The organism is Eupransor demetentiae, from assembly GCF_963930865.1.
In the GTDB taxonomy this organism is placed as follows: Bacteria; Bacillota; Bacilli; order Lactobacillales; family Lactobacillaceae; genus Eupransor; species Eupransor demetentiae.
Genome location: NZ_CAWVOH010000004.1, coordinates 79,289 through 96,567, shown reverse-complemented (window position 1 = coordinate 96,567; position 17,279 = coordinate 79,289). Strand labels below are relative to the sequence as shown.

At 47.0% G+C, this 17,279-nt stretch carries 17 protein-coding genes and 1 pseudogene; 14 read left to right on the top strand and 4 right to left on the bottom strand.

Translation table 11 applies throughout. The features are described 5' to 3' along the window. Window positions 1–182 precede the first annotated feature (182 nt). The 7 genes and pseudogenes from ABSY64_RS07355 (at window position 183) to ABSY64_RS07325 (ending at window position 8,290) form a co-directional block, all read left to right on the top strand. Window positions 183–1,625: an o-succinylbenzoate--CoA ligase gene (locus ABSY64_RS07355; RefSeq protein ID WP_349642438.1), complete on the top strand. Its 1,443-nt coding sequence runs from the start codon at window positions 183–185 to the stop codon at window positions 1,623–1,625. Further along, window positions 1,622–2,332: a bifunctional demethylmenaquinone methyltransferase/2-methoxy-6-polyprenyl-1,4-benzoquinol methylase UbiE gene (gene ubiE, locus ABSY64_RS07350; RefSeq protein WP_349642437.1), complete on the top strand. Its 711-nt coding sequence runs from the start codon at window positions 1,622–1,624 to the stop codon at window positions 2,330–2,332. Before ABSY64_RS07355 ends, ubiE begins: the two co-directional genes overlap by 4 nt. Before the next feature lie 10 nt (window positions 2,333–2,342). Beyond that, complete coding sequence (locus ABSY64_RS07345) at window positions 2,343–3,611, top strand: chloride channel protein (RefSeq protein WP_349642436.1); 1,269 nt, start codon at window positions 2,343–2,345, stop codon at window positions 3,609–3,611. Window positions 3,612–3,760: 149 nt separating this feature from the next. Then, a complete protein-coding gene (locus tag ABSY64_RS07340; RefSeq protein ID WP_349642435.1) occupies window positions 3,761–5,389 on the top strand; it encodes a hypothetical protein in 1,629 nt (542 codons plus the stop codon). Between the two features lie 252 nt (window positions 5,390–5,641). Then, window positions 5,642–6,558: pseudogene (locus ABSY64_RS07335) on the top strand (ABC transporter ATP-binding protein). Between the two features lie 9 nt (window positions 6,559–6,567). Beyond that, window positions 6,568–7,332: an ABC transporter permease gene (locus ABSY64_RS07330; protein ID WP_349642434.1), complete on the top strand. Its 765-nt coding sequence runs from the start codon at window positions 6,568–6,570 to the stop codon at window positions 7,330–7,332. 196 nt (window positions 7,333–7,528) lie between these two features. Beyond that, window positions 7,529–8,290 (top strand): DUF2705 family protein, encoded by a 762-nt coding sequence (locus ABSY64_RS07325; protein ID WP_349642433.1) that lies wholly within the window; start codon window positions 7,529–7,531, stop codon window positions 8,288–8,290. A gap of 27 nt (window positions 8,291–8,317) precedes the next feature. Here ABSY64_RS07325 and ABSY64_RS07320 read toward each other — a convergent pair whose 3' ends face one another. Next, complete coding sequence (locus ABSY64_RS07320; protein WP_349642432.1) at window positions 8,318–9,226, bottom strand: metal ABC transporter solute-binding protein, Zn/Mn family; 909 nt, start codon at window positions 9,224–9,226, stop codon at window positions 8,318–8,320. Further along, window positions 9,223–9,663 carry a MarR family winged helix-turn-helix transcriptional regulator gene (locus ABSY64_RS07315; protein WP_349642431.1) on the bottom strand — a complete coding sequence of 147 codons (441 nt, stop codon included), beginning with the start codon at window positions 9,661–9,663 and terminating at the stop codon, window positions 9,223–9,225. The genes ABSY64_RS07320 and ABSY64_RS07315 overlap by 4 nt, the downstream gene beginning before the upstream one ends. A gap of 103 nt (window positions 9,664–9,766) precedes the next feature. On the opposite strand from ABSY64_RS07315, the gene ABSY64_RS07310 reads away from it, so the two are divergent. From ABSY64_RS07310 to ABSY64_RS07300, 3 genes are all read left to right on the top strand, one after another. Next, on the top strand, window positions 9,767–10,075 hold the full coding sequence (locus tag ABSY64_RS07310; protein WP_349642430.1) for a hypothetical protein: 309 nt from the start codon (window positions 9,767–9,769) through the stop codon (window positions 10,073–10,075). Between the two features lie 101 nt (window positions 10,076–10,176). Beyond that, on the top strand, window positions 10,177–10,536 hold the full coding sequence (locus tag ABSY64_RS07305; RefSeq protein ID WP_349642447.1) for an MORN repeat-containing protein: 360 nt from the start codon (window positions 10,177–10,179) through the stop codon (window positions 10,534–10,536). Beyond that, complete coding sequence (locus ABSY64_RS07300; RefSeq protein ID WP_349642429.1) at window positions 10,533–12,374, top strand: acyltransferase family protein; 1,842 nt, start codon at window positions 10,533–10,535, stop codon at window positions 12,372–12,374. The genes ABSY64_RS07305 and ABSY64_RS07300 overlap by 4 nt, the downstream gene beginning before the upstream one ends. A gap of 31 nt (window positions 12,375–12,405) precedes the next feature. Here the strand turns inward: ABSY64_RS07300 and ABSY64_RS07295 are convergent, their stop codons facing one another. After that, the gene (locus ABSY64_RS07295; RefSeq protein WP_349642428.1) at window positions 12,406–13,776 is read right to left on the bottom strand and encodes a threonine/serine exporter family protein; all 1,371 of its coding nucleotides are present in this window, start codon (window positions 13,774–13,776) and stop codon (window positions 12,406–12,408) included. Window positions 13,777–14,229: 453 nt separating this feature from the next. Here ABSY64_RS07295 and ABSY64_RS07290 point away from each other — a divergent pair, with 453 nt between their 5' ends. Continuing rightward, window positions 14,230–14,439, top strand: coding sequence for a hypothetical protein (locus ABSY64_RS07290; RefSeq protein WP_349642427.1), 210 nt, complete (start codon window positions 14,230–14,232; stop codon window positions 14,437–14,439). A 26-nt stretch (window positions 14,440–14,465) separates the two neighbouring features. On the opposite strand, the gene rpiA is transcribed toward ABSY64_RS07290, so the two are convergent. Further along, window positions 14,466–15,137, bottom strand: coding sequence for a ribose-5-phosphate isomerase RpiA (gene rpiA, locus ABSY64_RS07285; protein WP_349642426.1), 672 nt, complete (start codon window positions 15,135–15,137; stop codon window positions 14,466–14,468). Between the two features lie 177 nt (window positions 15,138–15,314). On the opposite strand from rpiA, the gene rbsK reads away from it, so the two are divergent. Genes rbsK through lepB form a run of 3 tightly spaced genes read left to right on the top strand, consistent with a single transcriptional unit; the run spans window position 15,315 to window position 17,212 of the window. Next, complete coding sequence (gene rbsK, locus ABSY64_RS07280; protein WP_349642425.1) at window positions 15,315–16,244, top strand: ribokinase; 930 nt, start codon at window positions 15,315–15,317, stop codon at window positions 16,242–16,244. An 8-nt stretch (window positions 16,245–16,252) separates the two neighbouring features. Next, on the top strand, window positions 16,253–16,552 hold the full coding sequence (locus ABSY64_RS07275; protein WP_349642424.1) for a hypothetical protein: 300 nt from the start codon (window positions 16,253–16,255) through the stop codon (window positions 16,550–16,552). A gap of 33 nt (window positions 16,553–16,585) precedes the next feature. Further along, the gene (gene lepB, locus ABSY64_RS07270; protein WP_434063058.1) at window positions 16,586–17,212 is read left to right on the top strand and encodes a signal peptidase I; all 627 of its coding nucleotides are present in this window, start codon (window positions 16,586–16,588) and stop codon (window positions 17,210–17,212) included. The last annotated feature ends 67 nt before the right edge of the window (window positions 17,213–17,279 follow it).

The following is a 17,279-nucleotide window of genomic DNA, read 5'->3' as shown; positions in this document are numbered from 1 at the left end:
ATCGTGGTTCATTTGCATGTGATCGTCAGAGTGATTCATGTCCATGGAACCGTGGTCCATATTCATATCATCTTTCATATTATCTTCCTTTCTATAGAAGAAAAATTCTTCTCTTACTAAAGGTTTAGTTTAAAACTGGCTTGTAAAAAAATCAAGAATCGAAAAGATGGTATTATAGCATTATGGAAAATTGGTTAAGCAAACGAGTGGCGAATACGCCCGACCGCATCGCGGTTTATTATCAAAATCAAAGTTGGACTTTTGCTGAAATTCAAACAAAAATTCTTTTTTTTGCGAGTCAAATTCAGGCCGAAATTAATTCTGAAAAAAGAATTGGTCTAGTACTTTATAACAATTTGGCTGGTTATTTAGCCATTATGGCGGCGCAGCAACTGGGTTTGGAGCTGGTTTTACTTAATCGACGTCTGTCAGCAGTCGAGTTGAATGACCAAATCAAAGATGCAGGCCTGCAGCTGGTCTTGACGGATGGTGGTTATCAAGAGGACTTGGCTGTGCACAAGCAGTTGAATTTTAAAGACTTGCCCACAACAGGCTTGGCTGAAGTGGAACCGGTCGCGGAATTTCCCAATGATGATACGACCAGCATTATGTACACCTCGGGAACAACCAGCCGGCCAAAAGGGGTTTGCCAAACTTTCGGGAATCACTTTTATTCGGCTATGAGTTCGGCTCTCAACTTGGGTCTAAGTGCTGATGACTGTTGGTTAGTGGCCGTGCCGATTTTTCATATTTCTGGTTTCTCGATTTTGATGCGGCATTTGATTTATGGTGCGGCAGTGGTGTTGGAAGAACGCTTCGATGCGCAACTAATTAATCAGCGGTTGGTGGACTTGCCCGTGACGCACATGTCCGTTGTGCCAGTCATGCTACAAGATATGTTGGCAGACTTGCAACCGGGCCAGCATTATAATAAACATTTTCGTGCCATGTTAGTCGGCGGCGGACCTAGCAAGGAGAACACTCTACGAGAGGCCCAAGCCCACGGGGTTCCAGTCGTGCAGTGCTACGGCATGACCGAAACGTCCTCCCAGGTAGTCGCGCTTGATCCCGAATACGCCCTAGATAAAATCGGTTCGGTCGGTAAGCCCCTTTTTTCAGTCGAATTGCGCTTAGGCAAGCCAGGCTCAGCCCAACAGCAAGCCGGCGATGTTTGGATTAAAACGCCCAACCTAACCAAGGGCTACTTGAACCAACCCCACCTTCTCGCTGAAAAAATGCAGGCAGGCTGGTTTCAAACTGGGGATTACGGCCATTTTGATGAGGAAGGTTTCCTATATATAGATGGTCGCAGCGGTGATATGATTTCATCCGGTGGCGAAAATATCTTCCCCGATGAAGTCGAAAATGCCTTAGCGGATCAACTGGTCCGCCAGGATTTCGCCGTCGTCGGCCAAGCAGACGAACACTGGGGTGCCGTGCCAGCCTTGGTCTTGACCGAGCCAGTTGATTTGGCCGCACTACTCGCAGTGGGTCGTCAGCGTTTGGCTCATTATAAGTTGCCTAAGCATTTCTACCTGACTGCGTCCCTTCCTAAAACCGCCAGTGGTAAAATAAAACGTAGCGCCATCGCGCAAAATCTCGCCAATTACAAGGAATTGTCATGACCCAATCACCTAAAAATACCAATGTCCAAGCCATGTTCGACCGCATCGCGCCGGAATACGACAAGATGAACAACATTATCAGCCTCGGCACCCATAAAAACTGGCGCCGCCGGGTCATGAGCAAAATTAACTTTTTTCATGCTACTCAGATTCTCGACATTGCTACCGGAACCGCCGATTGGGCGCTGGCCCTTGCAGAAAAGAGTTTGCCGGAAGCCAAGGTGACCGGGCTAGACTTTTCGGCAGCCATGCTGGCAGTTGGCCAGAAGAAGGTTGACCAGGCTGGCTTAAGCGACAAGGTCAAGCTCGTTCAGGGGGATGCCATGCAGTTGCCCTTTGAAGACGACAGTTTCGACATCGTGACGATTGGCTTTGGTTTGCGTAACTTGCCGGACCCAAGGAAGGGCCTGGAAGAAATGTACCGCGTGCTAAAGCCTGGCGGACAGCTTGTAATTTTAGAAACCTCCCAACCCGATAGCCAACTGATTCGTCCCTTCTGGAAGTTCTACTTTGGCCAGGTGATGCCTTGGTTTGGCCAACTTTTTGCCCATGGTAAAAAGCAGGAATACAAATATTTAGATGAAACCACGGAAAACTTCATGTCCTACCGCCAGTTACAAATGTTACTAGGTGACCTAGGCTTCACGAAGGTCCGTGTGCAGCGTTTTAATTTTGGGGCGGCTGCAGCCCACTACGCAAGCAAGTAAGGATAGCAAAATGGATAGTCAGCAAAAACAAAGTGAATCTTCTTTCCTGATTCTCGCCCTTTCAACCGTTGTACTCGGTTTAGCGGTTGGTTTGGCGGCGATGCTATTGAGCTTTTTTCTGGAAAACATCGAAGCCTTTTTCTTGAATTTTCACGAAAGTACGGCCAATCCTGGTCCCGCTGGCACTTGGCCCTGGCGGCGTTTGATTTCTGTCACGATCGGTGGAATTATTGCCGCCGGTGCTTGGTGGGCCATCCGCCGACCTAACCAACCCAAGATTGTTGGGATTAAGGGAGCTCTGGCTGGTAAAAGGATGCCAGTGCTGGGTACTATCGTTCACGTTGTGACCCAAATTTTCTACGTGGGAACTGGTGGCTCTGTTGGTCGCGAATTAGCACCCCGACAAGCTGGAGTCCTACTGGGCCAAATTTGGCAAAGGATTCTTGACCGCCTGGGATGGCGTAACTTGTCTGCTGAGGATGAGAAGTTGCTGCTAGCTGCGGCAGCCGGTGCTGGTTTTGCCGGTGTTTATATCGCGCCCATCACGGGGATGCTCTTTTCCGTGGAAATGCTGGTTAAGAAGACGACGATGAAGACGGTTTCCGTTTCGATGGGGATGGCCATGATTGCCATGCTAGTCGGGTCGATTGCCAAGGGCTTTCACCCATACTACCTAGTGGGGGACGGTAAGTTTTCAGTTACCATCCTATTTATCGCCACGGTTATTGGTCCCTTGGCCGGCGTTTTCGGTGCCATCGCCCGTAAGGCCTTTGCCTGGGCTGAAAAAACTCAGGTACAGTCGGCTAAGATTTTTGCTTTCTTGCCTGCCATGGCCTTGATCACTGGGATCGTAGCCTTCTTCACCCCTGATATTATGGGCAATGGCCGTGCTCTAGCTCAGGGTGCTTTGAACGCTGAAAGTGGAAAAGTTGTCATCTTTCTTCTTATATTAGCAGTGCTCAAACTAGTCATTACTTTTGCGACCTTGAAGGCTGGTGGTTCGGGTGGAACTTTGACGCCTGCCATTGCCACTGGCGCAGTCCTCGGTTTGCTAGTTGGTGCAGCTTTGCATATCTACTTCCCAAGTATCCCACTTTGGCAGAGTACCGCTTTGGGGGCGGCTGCCTTTTTGGCCGCTTCCCAAGAGGCACCTTTGATGGCTCTTTTCATGATTTTTGAGATCTCTCATTTGGAATCTTCGGCCCTTTTACCCCTCGCTTGGGTCGTGACACTTTCTGCAATTGCGTCTAGAATCTACTTAAAATTGTCCAAAAAATAAACATTCGGGACAAATCCGTTAAAAAAATCTAGTATCTTTTTTTTATGTTCAAATAATATTTATTTGCTTGAATATCCTCTAAAACTCGTGCATAATAATCACAGTGCTTAATTCTTTGAACAGGGCACAAAACAATTTAGGAGGACATTATGGGGGCAATCAAAGCTGTTTCCAAGACAGCGATTGCAGCCTTGCTAGGTCTCGGTCTATTTACTTCTGCGCAAGCAAATGCCGATTCCGCTGAATTGCAACCCTTCTCAGCCGACCAAATGGCCAATCCATTGAAGCCATTTACTGCCGACTCTGAAGACAGCACTCCAGCAGCAAGCGCTACCACTTCTTCAGTCGCTAAGACTGATCAAGGTAGCGGCTACACTAAGCCTAACTCAGACGTTCCGTTTAATAACGCTTTGACTACTGCTTCTAACATTTTTGGCGACAAAAAGGTTACGAACAACCAGTCAAACGGTGTAGTTTCAACCCCTAAGGATTATGCTAATGATGTTGACGCGGCTAACGACCTACGTGGTATTACGCCAATCAACAACATGGTAACCAGCCTCGGAAAGTTTACTGGTAGTTTGCACAACTTGTCAAACACCAACAAGCAGACCGAAGTCACGGCTGCCCCAACTAGCATTACTGCCTTGGGTGCGAACAGCAAGGATGTAAACGCTGCTCAATTTAACACTGACGGCCTTACCCATACTCAGCTAAGCAACAATGGCGAAGCAATGGATCAGTACTATGATCCAGCAACTAAGGCATTGAGCTTGGTTTTGAATGGTAAAGTCGTAACCATCTCCAACGGTGACTACACTGTAGCTACTGGTGCAGATGGCAAGCAATATAAGATCTTCAACCCTGGTACTGGCTCAGCGCTAGTCCAAGATGAAGACTTCGCAGAGAAGAAGGCTGTTGCAGACGAATCTGAAAAGATGACGGGTAACAACATCTTCCCTAAGCTCGCAGTCACTGCCATTCTTGGCCTTGACAGCGTGCTACAAGTAATTAGTAACGTTACTGTTGGTATCATCGATGCCATCTGGACTGGAATCAACGTAGTTGCTTACGGTCTTGCAAGTATCGCTACTGCTACTTGGTTCGGTGCTCTTGTAGGAATTCCTGTACAGGCTCTTGTCGGTGCTTCATTCCTTGCACAGAACGCCTTCCGTGAAAGCTGGCGTCTCGCTGACCGCGCTCGTCGTATCGCATTGTACTCATTGATCCCTGCACTTGTAAGCCCTGCTTACTTGGCACAGATCATCAACAACTACAACACTAACCGTGTTGCAAATGGTACTGATTCTGACAACGCTGCCAACGCAGACCAAAAGGCTATCACTGAACCTGACGCAGTGAACGGCAAGGCTAACCAAGCTTCAGCCGCTTCAATCATGGATGCCATCTACGAAGGAACTTTCCTTGGTACTGAAGGTGTTATGAACACTGCTACTGCTGCCGCATGGGGTCTTGGTAACTTGGCTCTTAACGGTGCAACCTTCGGTGTTGGTGCCTTGACTGCTGGTCTTGGTGCTATCCCAATCGCCGGTGGTATCGCTCAAGCTATTGGTGCTCCAATTGCTATTGCTGGTGCTATCGCTGGTTCTGTAGCTTATGATGCAGAAAACGTTGCTGACGACGCTCGTCGTGCCTACAACAAGAGCATGCTTATCGGCGCCCTTTGGGCTGACGGTGCTGCTCGCGCTGCAGACTCATACAACGCTGTTGTCGACGCTGCTAACACTGGTGATGCTACTGTTTACAAGTTGGCTTAATTCAATTAAGTTAGCTTAGGTAGATAACTACTTAGCAGAAACTGCTCTTACACTTCGGTGTAAGGGCAGTTTTTTTGTACATAATTTTATACTATTAACTTAGAAATGTTCTATTTTAAATCTTTGTAATTTGACCTTAACCTAACGGTAAATGCTTTGTGATTTTGTGGCCTAGTCCTTTCGTTATGATAGAAGTGGTTGATATAGACTGTCATAATAGCGACAATCACTAATTTACGAGGAGTAGAAATAATGGCATTACTAGAGTTAAAGAATGTCTCAAAGAAATTTGGCCATTTCCAAGCGATGGACAAGGTTTCTTTTAATGTTGAGGCAGGACACATCGTGGGCTTAATTGGACCCAATGGGGCGCGGGTAAGTCAACGACTATGCGTGCTATCACGGGCTTGATGACTTATTCAGGAGGTGAAATTACCTTTGATAACCAACCGGTTACTTTTTCAAATCACAAGGCCCTGGATAAAATGGGGAATTTGATTGAATATCCATCAATTTATCCAAACCTAACGGCCTTGGATCACCTGAAGTTGTATGCCATGGATACGAAGAATCCCGGTTCTATCCCAGAAATTATGCACAAGACCCAGATTGATGGGGACAACTTCGGTAAGCGTAAGGCCAAGAATTTCTCGCTGGGAATGAAGCAGCGTCTCGGAATCGCCATCGCTCTGATTCGCAATCCTAAGCTGGTTATTTTGGACGAGCCAATGAACGGCTTGGACCCACAGTCAGTGCGCGATATTCGTGAGTTGATTCGTAGCCTTGCTGACAAGGGTGTGGCCCTCTTGATTTCAAGCCATTTGCTCGACGAATTGCAGCGTTTGGCAGATGACGTGGTCATCATCAACAAGGGTAAGGTTGTTAAAAACACGACCATGGAAGACTTCTTGTCGAGTGGCCATGCCCAAATCATTTTGGAAACGAGTGATAACGCAGCTGTCCTTCAGTTGGCTACTGACAATAACTGGGATGCTAAGGAAGACGGTGCCAAGCTTATCATTGATAACGGCGACGATGCTTTGAAGGTGCAGGATGTTTTGGCTAAGTTGGCCGCTGCAAACATCGAAGTCAAAACCATTTCAACGAACCAAGAAAACCTCGAGGAGCACTTGCTCGAAGTTTTGAAGAATGACGGAAAGGGAGCGTAAGGAGAGAAGATGATTACTTTATTGAAACAAGAAGGTATGAAGGCTTGGAAGCAAAACCGGGTCTACTACTGGTTTATTTTGGCCCTGATTGTTCCCATCCTTTGGATTTGGAGAAACCCAACGGCGGATTCTTTGTCCATTTTGGGACAGGGCTTTAACGTCGCCAACTTGGCGGTTATTGTCATGGCAGCCGTGATTTTTACCCAAGAATTTCATTTCGGAACGATTCGTCCTTTGTTGTCACGTCGCTTCTCACGCAGTGCCGTCTTTACCTCGAAAATTTTGACTTACACTGGCGTTTACTTGGGCACTTTCTTCATGTCCTTTGTCGGAACAATGATTGCCTGGCCAATTTTCGTCCATCACGTTAGCCATTCTGATTTAACCAATATTTGGCAGGGGATTGGATCGCTGATCTTTTCCTATGTTTTGACTTATGCCTTTGTTACAGCCTTTATTTTATTGGTTGCTAACATTGTGAAGAGCTCAGGGGCTGCCATTGGTTTGGGTATGGTTTTGCTGGTCGGCTCAAACATCCTTGGGGCCTTTTCGCTCTTTTTGAAGCATACCTGGGAGCCATTGAAATGGAACCCCTTCGGTGTTGAATTTGGAATTCGTGCCATCGGCGGCGATATTTTCGACGGTAAAATGATGAAAGCCGACGCCCATCAGTTAATGAATGCTGAACCCTGGGTTATTTTCCTAGTTTTCGCCGCTTACGTGCTTGTCCTTTATGCCGTTACTTACTATATTTTCAAGCGTCGTAGCGTTTGATATAAAAAAGCCCATCACGGGCTTTTTTATTTGGTATGATTAATTTCGTAACCTTTTTTTAATTTAGCCTTAAAGGGCCTGTAACCTAATCCGATATGAGAGCGGTAACATTGATTATGAAAAAGGATTATTTCGGTAACCGCGACTGACTCTTGTTTTCTGTTTTTTAGGATGGGAAACTAACTAAAGGATTTTTATGTTTACACTACTTCGACAAGAAGCATTCAAATTGCGGAAGCAAAATCACGCTTGGTGGATTTTGTTAATTCCGATTATTATTCCTCTCTATATCATATACAGGCACCCTGCTAGTTACGATTTTTCTAGTCTAGCGCTGGGCTTTAATTTTTCGACCTTTGTCTTTTATATGGTGGCTGCGGTGTTTCTTAGCCAAGAATTTCGTTATGGCACCATCCGCCCCCTACTTTCACGTTCCTATTCACGGGCCAAAGTGTTTTTCTCAAAAGTGATTGTCCTCTTTGCTTACTATCTTTTGATGATTGGGACGGCTTTAGCTTCGACTTTGATCGCTGGCAGGCTATATGGGCATTTAACGATTACGAAGACCATGTGGCTGGCCTTGTTTGTTAATCTTTGGACTGAACTTTTAATAGACCTTTTCTTCGTCGCCCTAATATTGATGGCCACGAATGCAGCCAAGAGCGGTGCTGCAGCTATGATTGTTGCGGTCTTTCTGGTTCTTGGTAACGTTATTCTGATGGCTGTTTCGAGACATTTAATCCAAATCTGGAGTGGCTTTAAGTGGAATCCCTTTGCACTATTCTATTGCATTGTTGAGTCGGGTGATTCTGCCTATGCCAACAATTGGCCGAAGTTTGCCAATTACCTGCATGCCGTAACTGGTTTGACGCCAAACGTTGTGATTTTAGTTTGTGTCTTTTATATTTTCTTGGCTTATTACATTGCCTTTCTCATCTTCAAACGTCGTTCCGTATAAAAAACAGACCCTTGCGGGTCTGCTTTTTTAATAGAGGGCTTTGATTTGCTTAAGCTCGGATAACTTCCAGTCGACGTAGGAAGTGTGGTTTGGAATTGTTTCCGTTACCTTAATGATTGGCGTATCGTTTTGCTTGGCAAGCTTAACGAGATGGTCGACGGTCGAGCCAGTTGTCTGGGTGTTTTGGACCAAGAACTTCAACTTGTGATCCTTGATGTCATTTTGTAGCTGTGACAAAACGGCAGGGGATGGGTCGTTACCTTCGGCAATTGCTTCGGCGAAGCCTTCGTCAGCGATGTTATAACCGAGGTTTTGCAGCATGTACTGGTAGACGGTTTCAGTTTGGGCGACTTGGGCACCCTGGCTCTCTTCGCGAATGCGGTTCATCATGTCACGGACCGGCTGCAAGGACTGCTCGTACTGCTTGGCATTGTCCTGGTAATAATCCTTGTGCTTTGGATCCTTTTTAGCAAGTTGATCAGCTAGATAGTAGGCGGTTTGGGCCATGTAGTCCGGATTGTTCCAGAGGTGCGGATTGGCTTTATCATCGGACTTGACCACGTCGGAGCCAACTTGAATTAATTGGGTTGAGCTCGATGCTTTGGCTAACTTGTTCATCCAGGAATCGTAGCCGAGTCCGTTGGCAAGCGCGATGTCAGCCTGACTGACTTCGTTGGCCACTTTAGCCGTTGGTTCGTAGTCTTCCGGGGAAACACTCTGCTTAGTGATGACGGCTGAAACTTGGCCGTACTTACCAGCAACCTTGTCCGCAATTTCGGAGTAGACGTTGGTGGAAGCGATGATGGTGATTTTACCAGATTGCTTGGCCGTTGTCGATGTGTCCTTGCTGTCGTTAGGCTTGAAAATTGCATAGGCTCCGAGGGCCAAAACAACCAAGAGCATCACGACTAGCATGATTTTCGATGATTTTTTCATGAGGGGTCCTTTCGGTTAATTTGTTCGAGGAATTGAGCAATCGCGGCTTGCTGGTCAAGCGGATAGTCCTGCATGACGGTGTGAATGCGCGCCTGCATTTTCTCGTGGGTTGCTTTGTGCTGTTCGGCTAGTTCGCGTCCAGTAGCCGTTAACTGATAAAAACGGCTGCGCTTATCTTCGGGCGAAACGCTTTCGGTAACCGCATCCTGTTTAATCAAGGCCTTGATGGTCTTGGTAATCGCAGGACGGGAAAGCTGCGTTGCCTCCGCCAAATCAGCGTTGGACTGCGCTCCTTTTTCAAGAAGGAGCATGAGCAGATGGCCCTGATTAGCTGGTAGCGGCTTGCCATCAGCATCCAGGGGCATCATTTCTGCCGAACTAGCGTAAGTTTGAATCAAGTGGTTTAAATTCGTAATGATACCGTGACAATAATCCATGCTGTCTCCTAATGCATTAGTTAACCAGTTAACTATATGCAATAAAGGATGGTTTGTCAACTTGGCAGTGTATAATTGGTTTAAAAGTAATGGAGGTTAGCTCATGAGCTTTTTGCATGAACTGCATGATTACGTTAAGAAAAATTATGAGGCCGGCGAGTACGACGAAGCCCAAACCGCCTATCAGGACTGGGCCAAAGAAAAGCAAAGTAGCAAGGTTCAAGATGATTATCAGATGGGCTATGAAGCGGCCCAAAGCGATTATGACCAGGGGAAGCAATTTAAGCATTTTCCAGCTGGTTTGACTAAGCTTGTTAATAAGCTCAGTCAGGATCGGGCTCATGAAATTTCGGAGTATATTCGGGGTTACCAAGAGGCCGCTGGCCAACTCAAAAAAGAAGCTGAAAACTAAGTTAAATATCTCTTAAGGACTGCGCTGCAGTCCTTTTTTTGTGAATTCATGTAGTAGAATTAAAAAAGATTTGACTTTAACTGGGGGTTTTTACCGTGAAAATGAAAGTAATTTTAGGAGGTTGGTTTCTTTTATGCCTGCTTTTGGCAGCTTATGCCTTCCAGGATACCAGCCGCCAAAAGGTAAATAACTACCAATTGACGCCCACGATTGCCTATACTGGGCAGCTTAAGGACCACTATTTTGCCGGCGAGGGCGAACTCAAGCTCAAAAACGGTTCCTACTATAAAGGCAGCTTCACCAAGGGCCGTTTTGATGGCCAGGGAACTTACCACGATAAAGCAGGCTGGTCTTATAGTGGCCACTTTAAGAACGGGCAGGCCGACGGACAGGGAACCTTTACCACTGCTCAAGGTAAGCGCCATTCCGGGACTTTTAAAGATGGGCGGTTGGCCTCATGAAAAAGATAAAATGGTTTAGCCTCATTCGAATTACAGGACTTTTAATGGTTCTTTTGTATCATTTCTATCCAAAGATTTTCACGGGTGGCTTTGTCGGTGTCGATCTCTTCTTTGCCTTTTCTGGTTTCTTGATTACCGGCTTGGTGATTGACGAATATAGCCGCGATGACCACTTCCGCCTTTTTAATTTCTACGTGCGCCGATTCAAGCGAATTGTGCCACCGCTGCTATTGGCAGTGGTCATCGTACTGCCAATGAGCCTACTAATTAGCCGTGACTTTATTACGGATATTTCCCATCAAGTTGCGGCCGTGCTGGGCTTTGTAACGAATTATTTTGAAATTTTGACGGGTGGGGACTATGAAAATCAGTTCATGCCGCATCTTTTCGTGCACACTTGGACCCTTGCCATTGAAATGCACTTCTACCTCATTTGGGGCCTCATCCTTTGGTTCCTGGTCCGCAATGTGATCAAGCAGCGCCACTTCTCCGTGGTTGCGCGGGGTGAAATGCTGCGGGAAAGAGTTGGTTTAGCCGCCATCATTATCGTCATGATTCAGTTGGTTTTGGTTAATGTCGAAGTGCTCCAGGGCACCAATGTTAACCAACTTTACTTTGCCGATTTAACGCATTCTTTCCCATTTTTCTTAGGGGCTTTGGTGGCCTCCTTTACCGGGGTCTATCACTTACCCGAAGCCTTTCAGCGCTTAATTGATCGTTGGTCAACGCGACGTGCCATTGTACTGATGTTCTTGGGTTTTGCCGTTTTGATGACCCTGCTTTTCTGCTTGCACTACGATAATGACGTGACTTATCTATACGGCTTCTTGCTCGCTTCTTTGGCCACTTCTGTCATGATTATTGCTGCTCGTGTTTTGCATGAAAAAACGCCGAATATCAAAGAGCCGGCTATTTTAACTTTCCTAGCCGACGCCTCTTATTCGGTCTATCTCTACCACTGGCCCCTCTTGATTATCTTCTCGCACTTGATGGAGCGTAATGAAGCTATCATTTTGACGACGGTGCTGTCCTTTGTCCTGGCGGCGCTATCTTATTACTGGGTCGAACCTTTGCTGACCAACCGCAAGCTTGGCTTCCAGCATAATCGCAAGCCTTGGCTGGTTGGACGCTGGACTGCCTATTGTTGCTTGGCCTTGCTGACGGTCAACGGCGCTTGGATTTGTACGCAGGCACCGCAGATGTCCTCTTTGACTCGCAAGCTTTGGGTGGGAAACGTACAACAGGATCTCGACCAGTTAAATGGTTTGGCCGGCCAGTTTAACCAAAACACCTCGAGTGCTAGTCCAGTACAAAAGGGTAAAATTCCGGCTGGCGTTACCATTATTGGGGATTCCGTCACGCTGGGAACCCGTGCCTCCTTGGCAGAGCGAGTTAAGAATGCCAGCATTGATGCCCAGGCTAACCGTAACATGGGGGAGGCCAATGCCATCGTTGCTCAGCAAATTAAGGCCAATACTTTGCGCAAAAACGTCGTGATTTGTATTGGAACGAATTCATTGGATGATTACGAACAGCAGCTCCAGGATTTGATTGATCAAATTCCAAAGGGTCATCGTTTGATTTTGATGACGCCTTATGACGGCCAAGCCGATGCTACTTGGAATTCAGCTAAGTTGGCCGTGTTGGAACGCAAGTTACCAGCAAAGTACAACTACATTACGATTGCTGACTGGAACAAGATTGCTCCCGCTCATAAGGAAATTTTTGGCGGCGGCGATGGCACCCATTTCGCTGGAAACAGTGAAGGGGATGAACTTTATGCCAAGGCTATTAACCAAGCCTTGAAAGAAGCCGCTAAGAAACCAGTTAAAAGCTAAATAAAAAAGCTACTCCAAGGAGTAGCTTTTTTTAATCAATTTTACGCCACTTGCGATCCAAGAGGACGCGGGCGACCAGCAGGCCAAAGGGTAAGCAGAGAATGATCAGTGCTGCTTTGGTTAGCCAGGTTGCGCCAACGCCGATGTTGGAAAGGCCGAGGTTATAGACACCGCGGTAGATGTAAAGGCCGGGAACCATGATGACAATCGATGGCACGGTCAAACAAATTCGTGGGAAAGCCTTCGCCGTCCAAGCGTTAATCAAGGAGGCGAAGAGGCCGGCAACTAGAGCACCACAGAATGCAGCAGCGGCAGGTGGCATGTGACCCAGGTCAATGAGCTCCAAGCGCAGGGTGTTGGCCACGGCCCCCATCAAACCAGCGGTGATGGCCATTTTTTGTGGCGAGTTAAACATCATGGAGAAGCCATAGGCCCCAGCAAAGGAAGCCGCCATCCGGCAGAGGGCTAGGGCCAAGGGCGATAATCCCAGCGGCAAGAAATTGGCTGGATGGAATTGAATCAACATGGCGACCATCCAACCGACCATGGTGGCTGAAATCGTAACCAAAAGGGCAAAAGCCAGTCGCTCTAGTCCTGACCGCATGTCTACCTTAGCAATATCCAACATCGAAGTGATGAAGGGAAAGCCGGGGATGACGAAGAGCATTGCTCCAATGTAGCCGGCCTCGTGGCCTTGATTTAAATTAGGGATTGCTAGACTCAGCAAATGGAAAACCAGGAAGTATACTATACCGGCCGAAGCAACTCCTAGCGCCGTGTTAGCAACGGTCGTGACCTTGTTTTTAATCAGGGTATGGCGGACGTAGTTTCCAACGCCGGCGCCAAAGAAGCAGCCCAGCATTTCAATCGGACCACCGCCCAGCAAAAAGATAAAGCCCGCACAGGCAATTCCGGCAGCTAAACCAAGTTGGAAGCCGTTGTAGTGACCGACTTGGCCTTTGATTTTATCGAGCTGCTTGTGAATCTCCTCGGCCGATTTATCCGCATAGCGTTCAGCAAAGTGGTTGACGAAATCGGCCAGGACCGATAATTTCGCCGTGTTGACCCCTGTGCTAGGCAGCGCCAAATTTTGACTATAGGAATTAACGCCATCGAAGCAGGTAAAAGTGATGGTGGTTAAACCAATATCGGCGGAACAAGTGGTACCTAGCGAACGGGCAATCGTGTTCATCGCATCGCGAACGCGCCAAGCTCCGGTCCCGCAGGACAAAAGTAGGATTCCGGTACGACCTACAATGGAAGCCCGAACCCGCAAGGAGGCCTCGCGAGCGGGGCCCTTTTCTCCATGAATAAACTTGGCCCACTCAATGTTCATGTGGTGATGTAGGCGGCTTGGATTTTGGCTGTCGGCTTTGGCAGCTTGTGCAATTTCGGACGGCATTTCATTCTCCCAAAACAATTGTGATAGGCCTATCATAGGTGTTTTAACGGTTTTTGACAAGGTGACTTCACAAGCATTTTCTGCATTATGTTAAGATAGAGCTAATTATTAATGAACATTTATTCGTTAACTGGAGATTAGGGTACTATGGTAGCTTCTAAAAATGGTGACAGCCAAGTTGAAACTGCAAGCGCACGGGCAGCGCGTTTATAAAGTGAATATGATCAATTACAGCATGATTTTGCTGGGGATGAAGCCCAGAAAAAACGGCGCGAGCTAGGCAGTCCTCAGGATTACCTGCAGTTTGATGAACCGTTGGGGGCGCCGCGGAAGTTTTCCAAAGTTAAGAAAAACAGTGAAATTATTCCGACCCCAATGTTTTCAAACGATAGTCGTCCTATAAAGCGGCCGGTAAAATCCAATAATGGTGCCGAAACGTGGAGTCAAGTTGGCGTGGCCTGGTCGGCAGTTTCGCTGGTTGCTTTACTCTTCATGATGGGGGATTACCTTACTTTGATTTTAGGGGCCGTTCTTGGCGTGATTGGTGTGGCCTTTTCCTGGAAAGGCTTGTCCTTGAAGCCTGTGCCAAAGTGGACTTTGACGGCAGCTAGTCTAGGCATTTTAGTCATTGTCGAAGGCATTGTTCTGACTTTAATCAAATAAAAAAGCACTGCAATTTGCAGTGCTTTTTACTTACGTTCAAAGGCTTCCCCGGTTGAACCAACGAGCAATTCATCACAGATTTCCATGAAAAGACCGTGTTCAACGACGCCGGTTAGATGCTTGAGTTGGTTGGCCAAGCCGTCCAAATCTTCAATCCCTTGAATATCAATGTCAATAATGTAATTGTCCGAATCCGTTGACAGACGGTGGCCGTCTGAAAGTAAACGGTATTCAGGCTTCAAACCGTGCCGGTCAAGATACTTATAAATATGGCGTGAGCCAAACTTAATCACTTCGACTGGTAGCTTGAAATGGCCGAGCTGATGGTGCTTTTTACTAGAATCAACCACCCAAATATTCTTATGGGAATGTGCGGCAACAATCTTTTCAAAAAGCAGGGCGGCGCCACCACCCTTAATGCCGTTCAAAGCATCGTCGACTTCATCAGCACCATCGACCGTAACATCGATATGATCAACTAAATCGATGTCGACCACGCGCAAACCTAATGAAGCAGCTAATTCTTCGGTTTGGCGAGAAGTGGGCACGCAGGTAAGTTCCATGTGCTCTTCCTTCGCTTTTTTAGCCAAGAGTTCGATAAAAACCGTGGCAGTTGAACCTGAGCCAAGTCCAACAATTGCTTTTTCTGGAATGCGTTCCAAGGCCATTTGCGCAGCCCGTACTTTATCATTGTTCACGAGGAATCCTCCCAGATAAGCAAATCTACGTCAATAGGGCTATTATAGCAAAATTTAGAGCTTATATTGAAGCTTTCTGAAATCTTAGCGCTTTAAATCCTGGCGATTTCTAGTAAAATATTTAGGTAGAACGTTTCGGTTTTCTTGTTTAAACAAGTCTCGGTAAAAGGATCAAGCATGACGAAAGTAATTACAGTCTTAGGTTCCACCAACATTGATAAGGTAGTGCGTGTGCCGCGCTTTGCTCATGGTGGGGAAACCTTAAAAATTGATAACCACACCATCGAAGTGATGGGTGGTAAGGGCTTGAACCAGGCAGTGGCGGCTGCGCGTTCCGGTGTTTTGACCCAGATGATTACCAAGGTTGGGCAAGAATTCGACTTGGCCGCCAATATGGCTGATGAAAATTTAAACACGGATGGTGTTTTGCGTTCGGCCACGGAAGAAACTGGGCAGGCCTACATCATGGTTTCCAAGGCGTCCGGGGATAACATGATTTACATCTATGGTGGCGCTAACGCCGATATGACTAAGGAAGATGTGGCCACGCAAGCCGACTTGATTGCCAAGTCCGACTTTTTGATCGCTCAGCTTGAGATTCCGGTTGAAGCGGTTATTGCTGGCTTTAAGATTGCTAAAGAGGCGGGCGTCACTACGATTTTGAATCCAGCGCCCATGCCTGAATTCGGTGATTTACCCGAGGACTTATTGAACTTGACGGATATTATTATCCCTAACAAGCATGAAACGGCCTTGTTGACTGGTGTCAACATTAATAACGAATCGGACTTGGATGCTAACGCGGCCTACTTCATGGACCGCGGTATGCACACGGTCATGATCACTCTTGGTTCGAAGGGGGCCTTCTACATGACCTCCGACGGCAAGAAGGGGATGGTGCCTTCATTCAAGGTCGCGGCAGTGGATACCACGGCCGCCGGGGACACCTTCATTGGTGCAATGGCGACGCGCTTGCATGCTAATCTCGACAACATTGAAGAGGCGATGCGCTACGGTTCTGCAGCTTCTTCCCTAACGGTTTCACGGCGTGGGGCCCAGCCATCGATTCCTACCGAGGATGAGGTTCTCAAGGTTTTAGGACAGTGAGGTAAGCTATGCAAATTGCTGACATGCAGTTAAAACGACGGGATTACTGGGTGACGGTGCAGGACTTGGATCAAGCGGATGCGCCGGAACTTGACTATCGTGTTTTGGCATTTTCTTTCGAAAACAATCTGGTGATTGATTGGAGTAAGGCCTTTCCTGGACCGAACCCCACTGACATTTTGCCTGACCTTTGGCAGGATGAGAACATTGCTAAGCTTAGCTTAAGTCACGGAATTTATCGATTTGAAACTGCTGGAATTGACACAAAGCGACGTTTTTCGGTCATAATTAACACCGTCCGTTCTTAAAACGGCGTGTATAATAGCAAACAGAGGATTTAAATTATGCAGGCAGTAACTAATTTTTTTAAGGGCTGGTGGGCGCAGATTTTGTTCTTCGTCGTGCTTGTTCTGATTTATCTTTTTGTTTTTTCTGGAATTAAGATTTCGGGAACATCAATGGAACCAACCTTGCTAGATAAGCAGTATGTTGGGATTAACCACGTGGCGAAGTTGAAGCGCGGCGACGTTGTCGTCTTCGATGCTCGCAAGGAAGATCCCCGCATTCAAGCCGGTAAAAAGGATTACGTTAAGCGTATTATCGGTGTTCCTGGCGATACGGTTTCTTTTAGTAATGGCAACCTTTACGTTAACGGCAAGAAAGTTAACCAGGATTACCTGTCAAAGTCCGAACGGACGGATGGTACCGCTGGTGACTTCGGTTCCCACTGGGATTTGAAGAGCTTGTCGAACACGGGTCTTTGGAAGAGTGAGGATGCCAACACGACTAAGGTTCCTGCCAACAGCTACTTTGTGATGGGAGATCATCGTTCAGTTTCCAATGATGGCCGTTACTATGGTTATATCAGCCGCAAGCACATCACGGGTAAGGTTGTCGTGCCGTTCTGGTACAGCAGTACCGTGAAGAAGTATGTTGACCAGCAGGATAAAGATTTCTTTGCTAACTAAATTAAAAAGCAGGTCCGTGTGGGCCTGCTTTTTTTGCCAGGAAAATGTTGATTCATGCCAAAAGCCT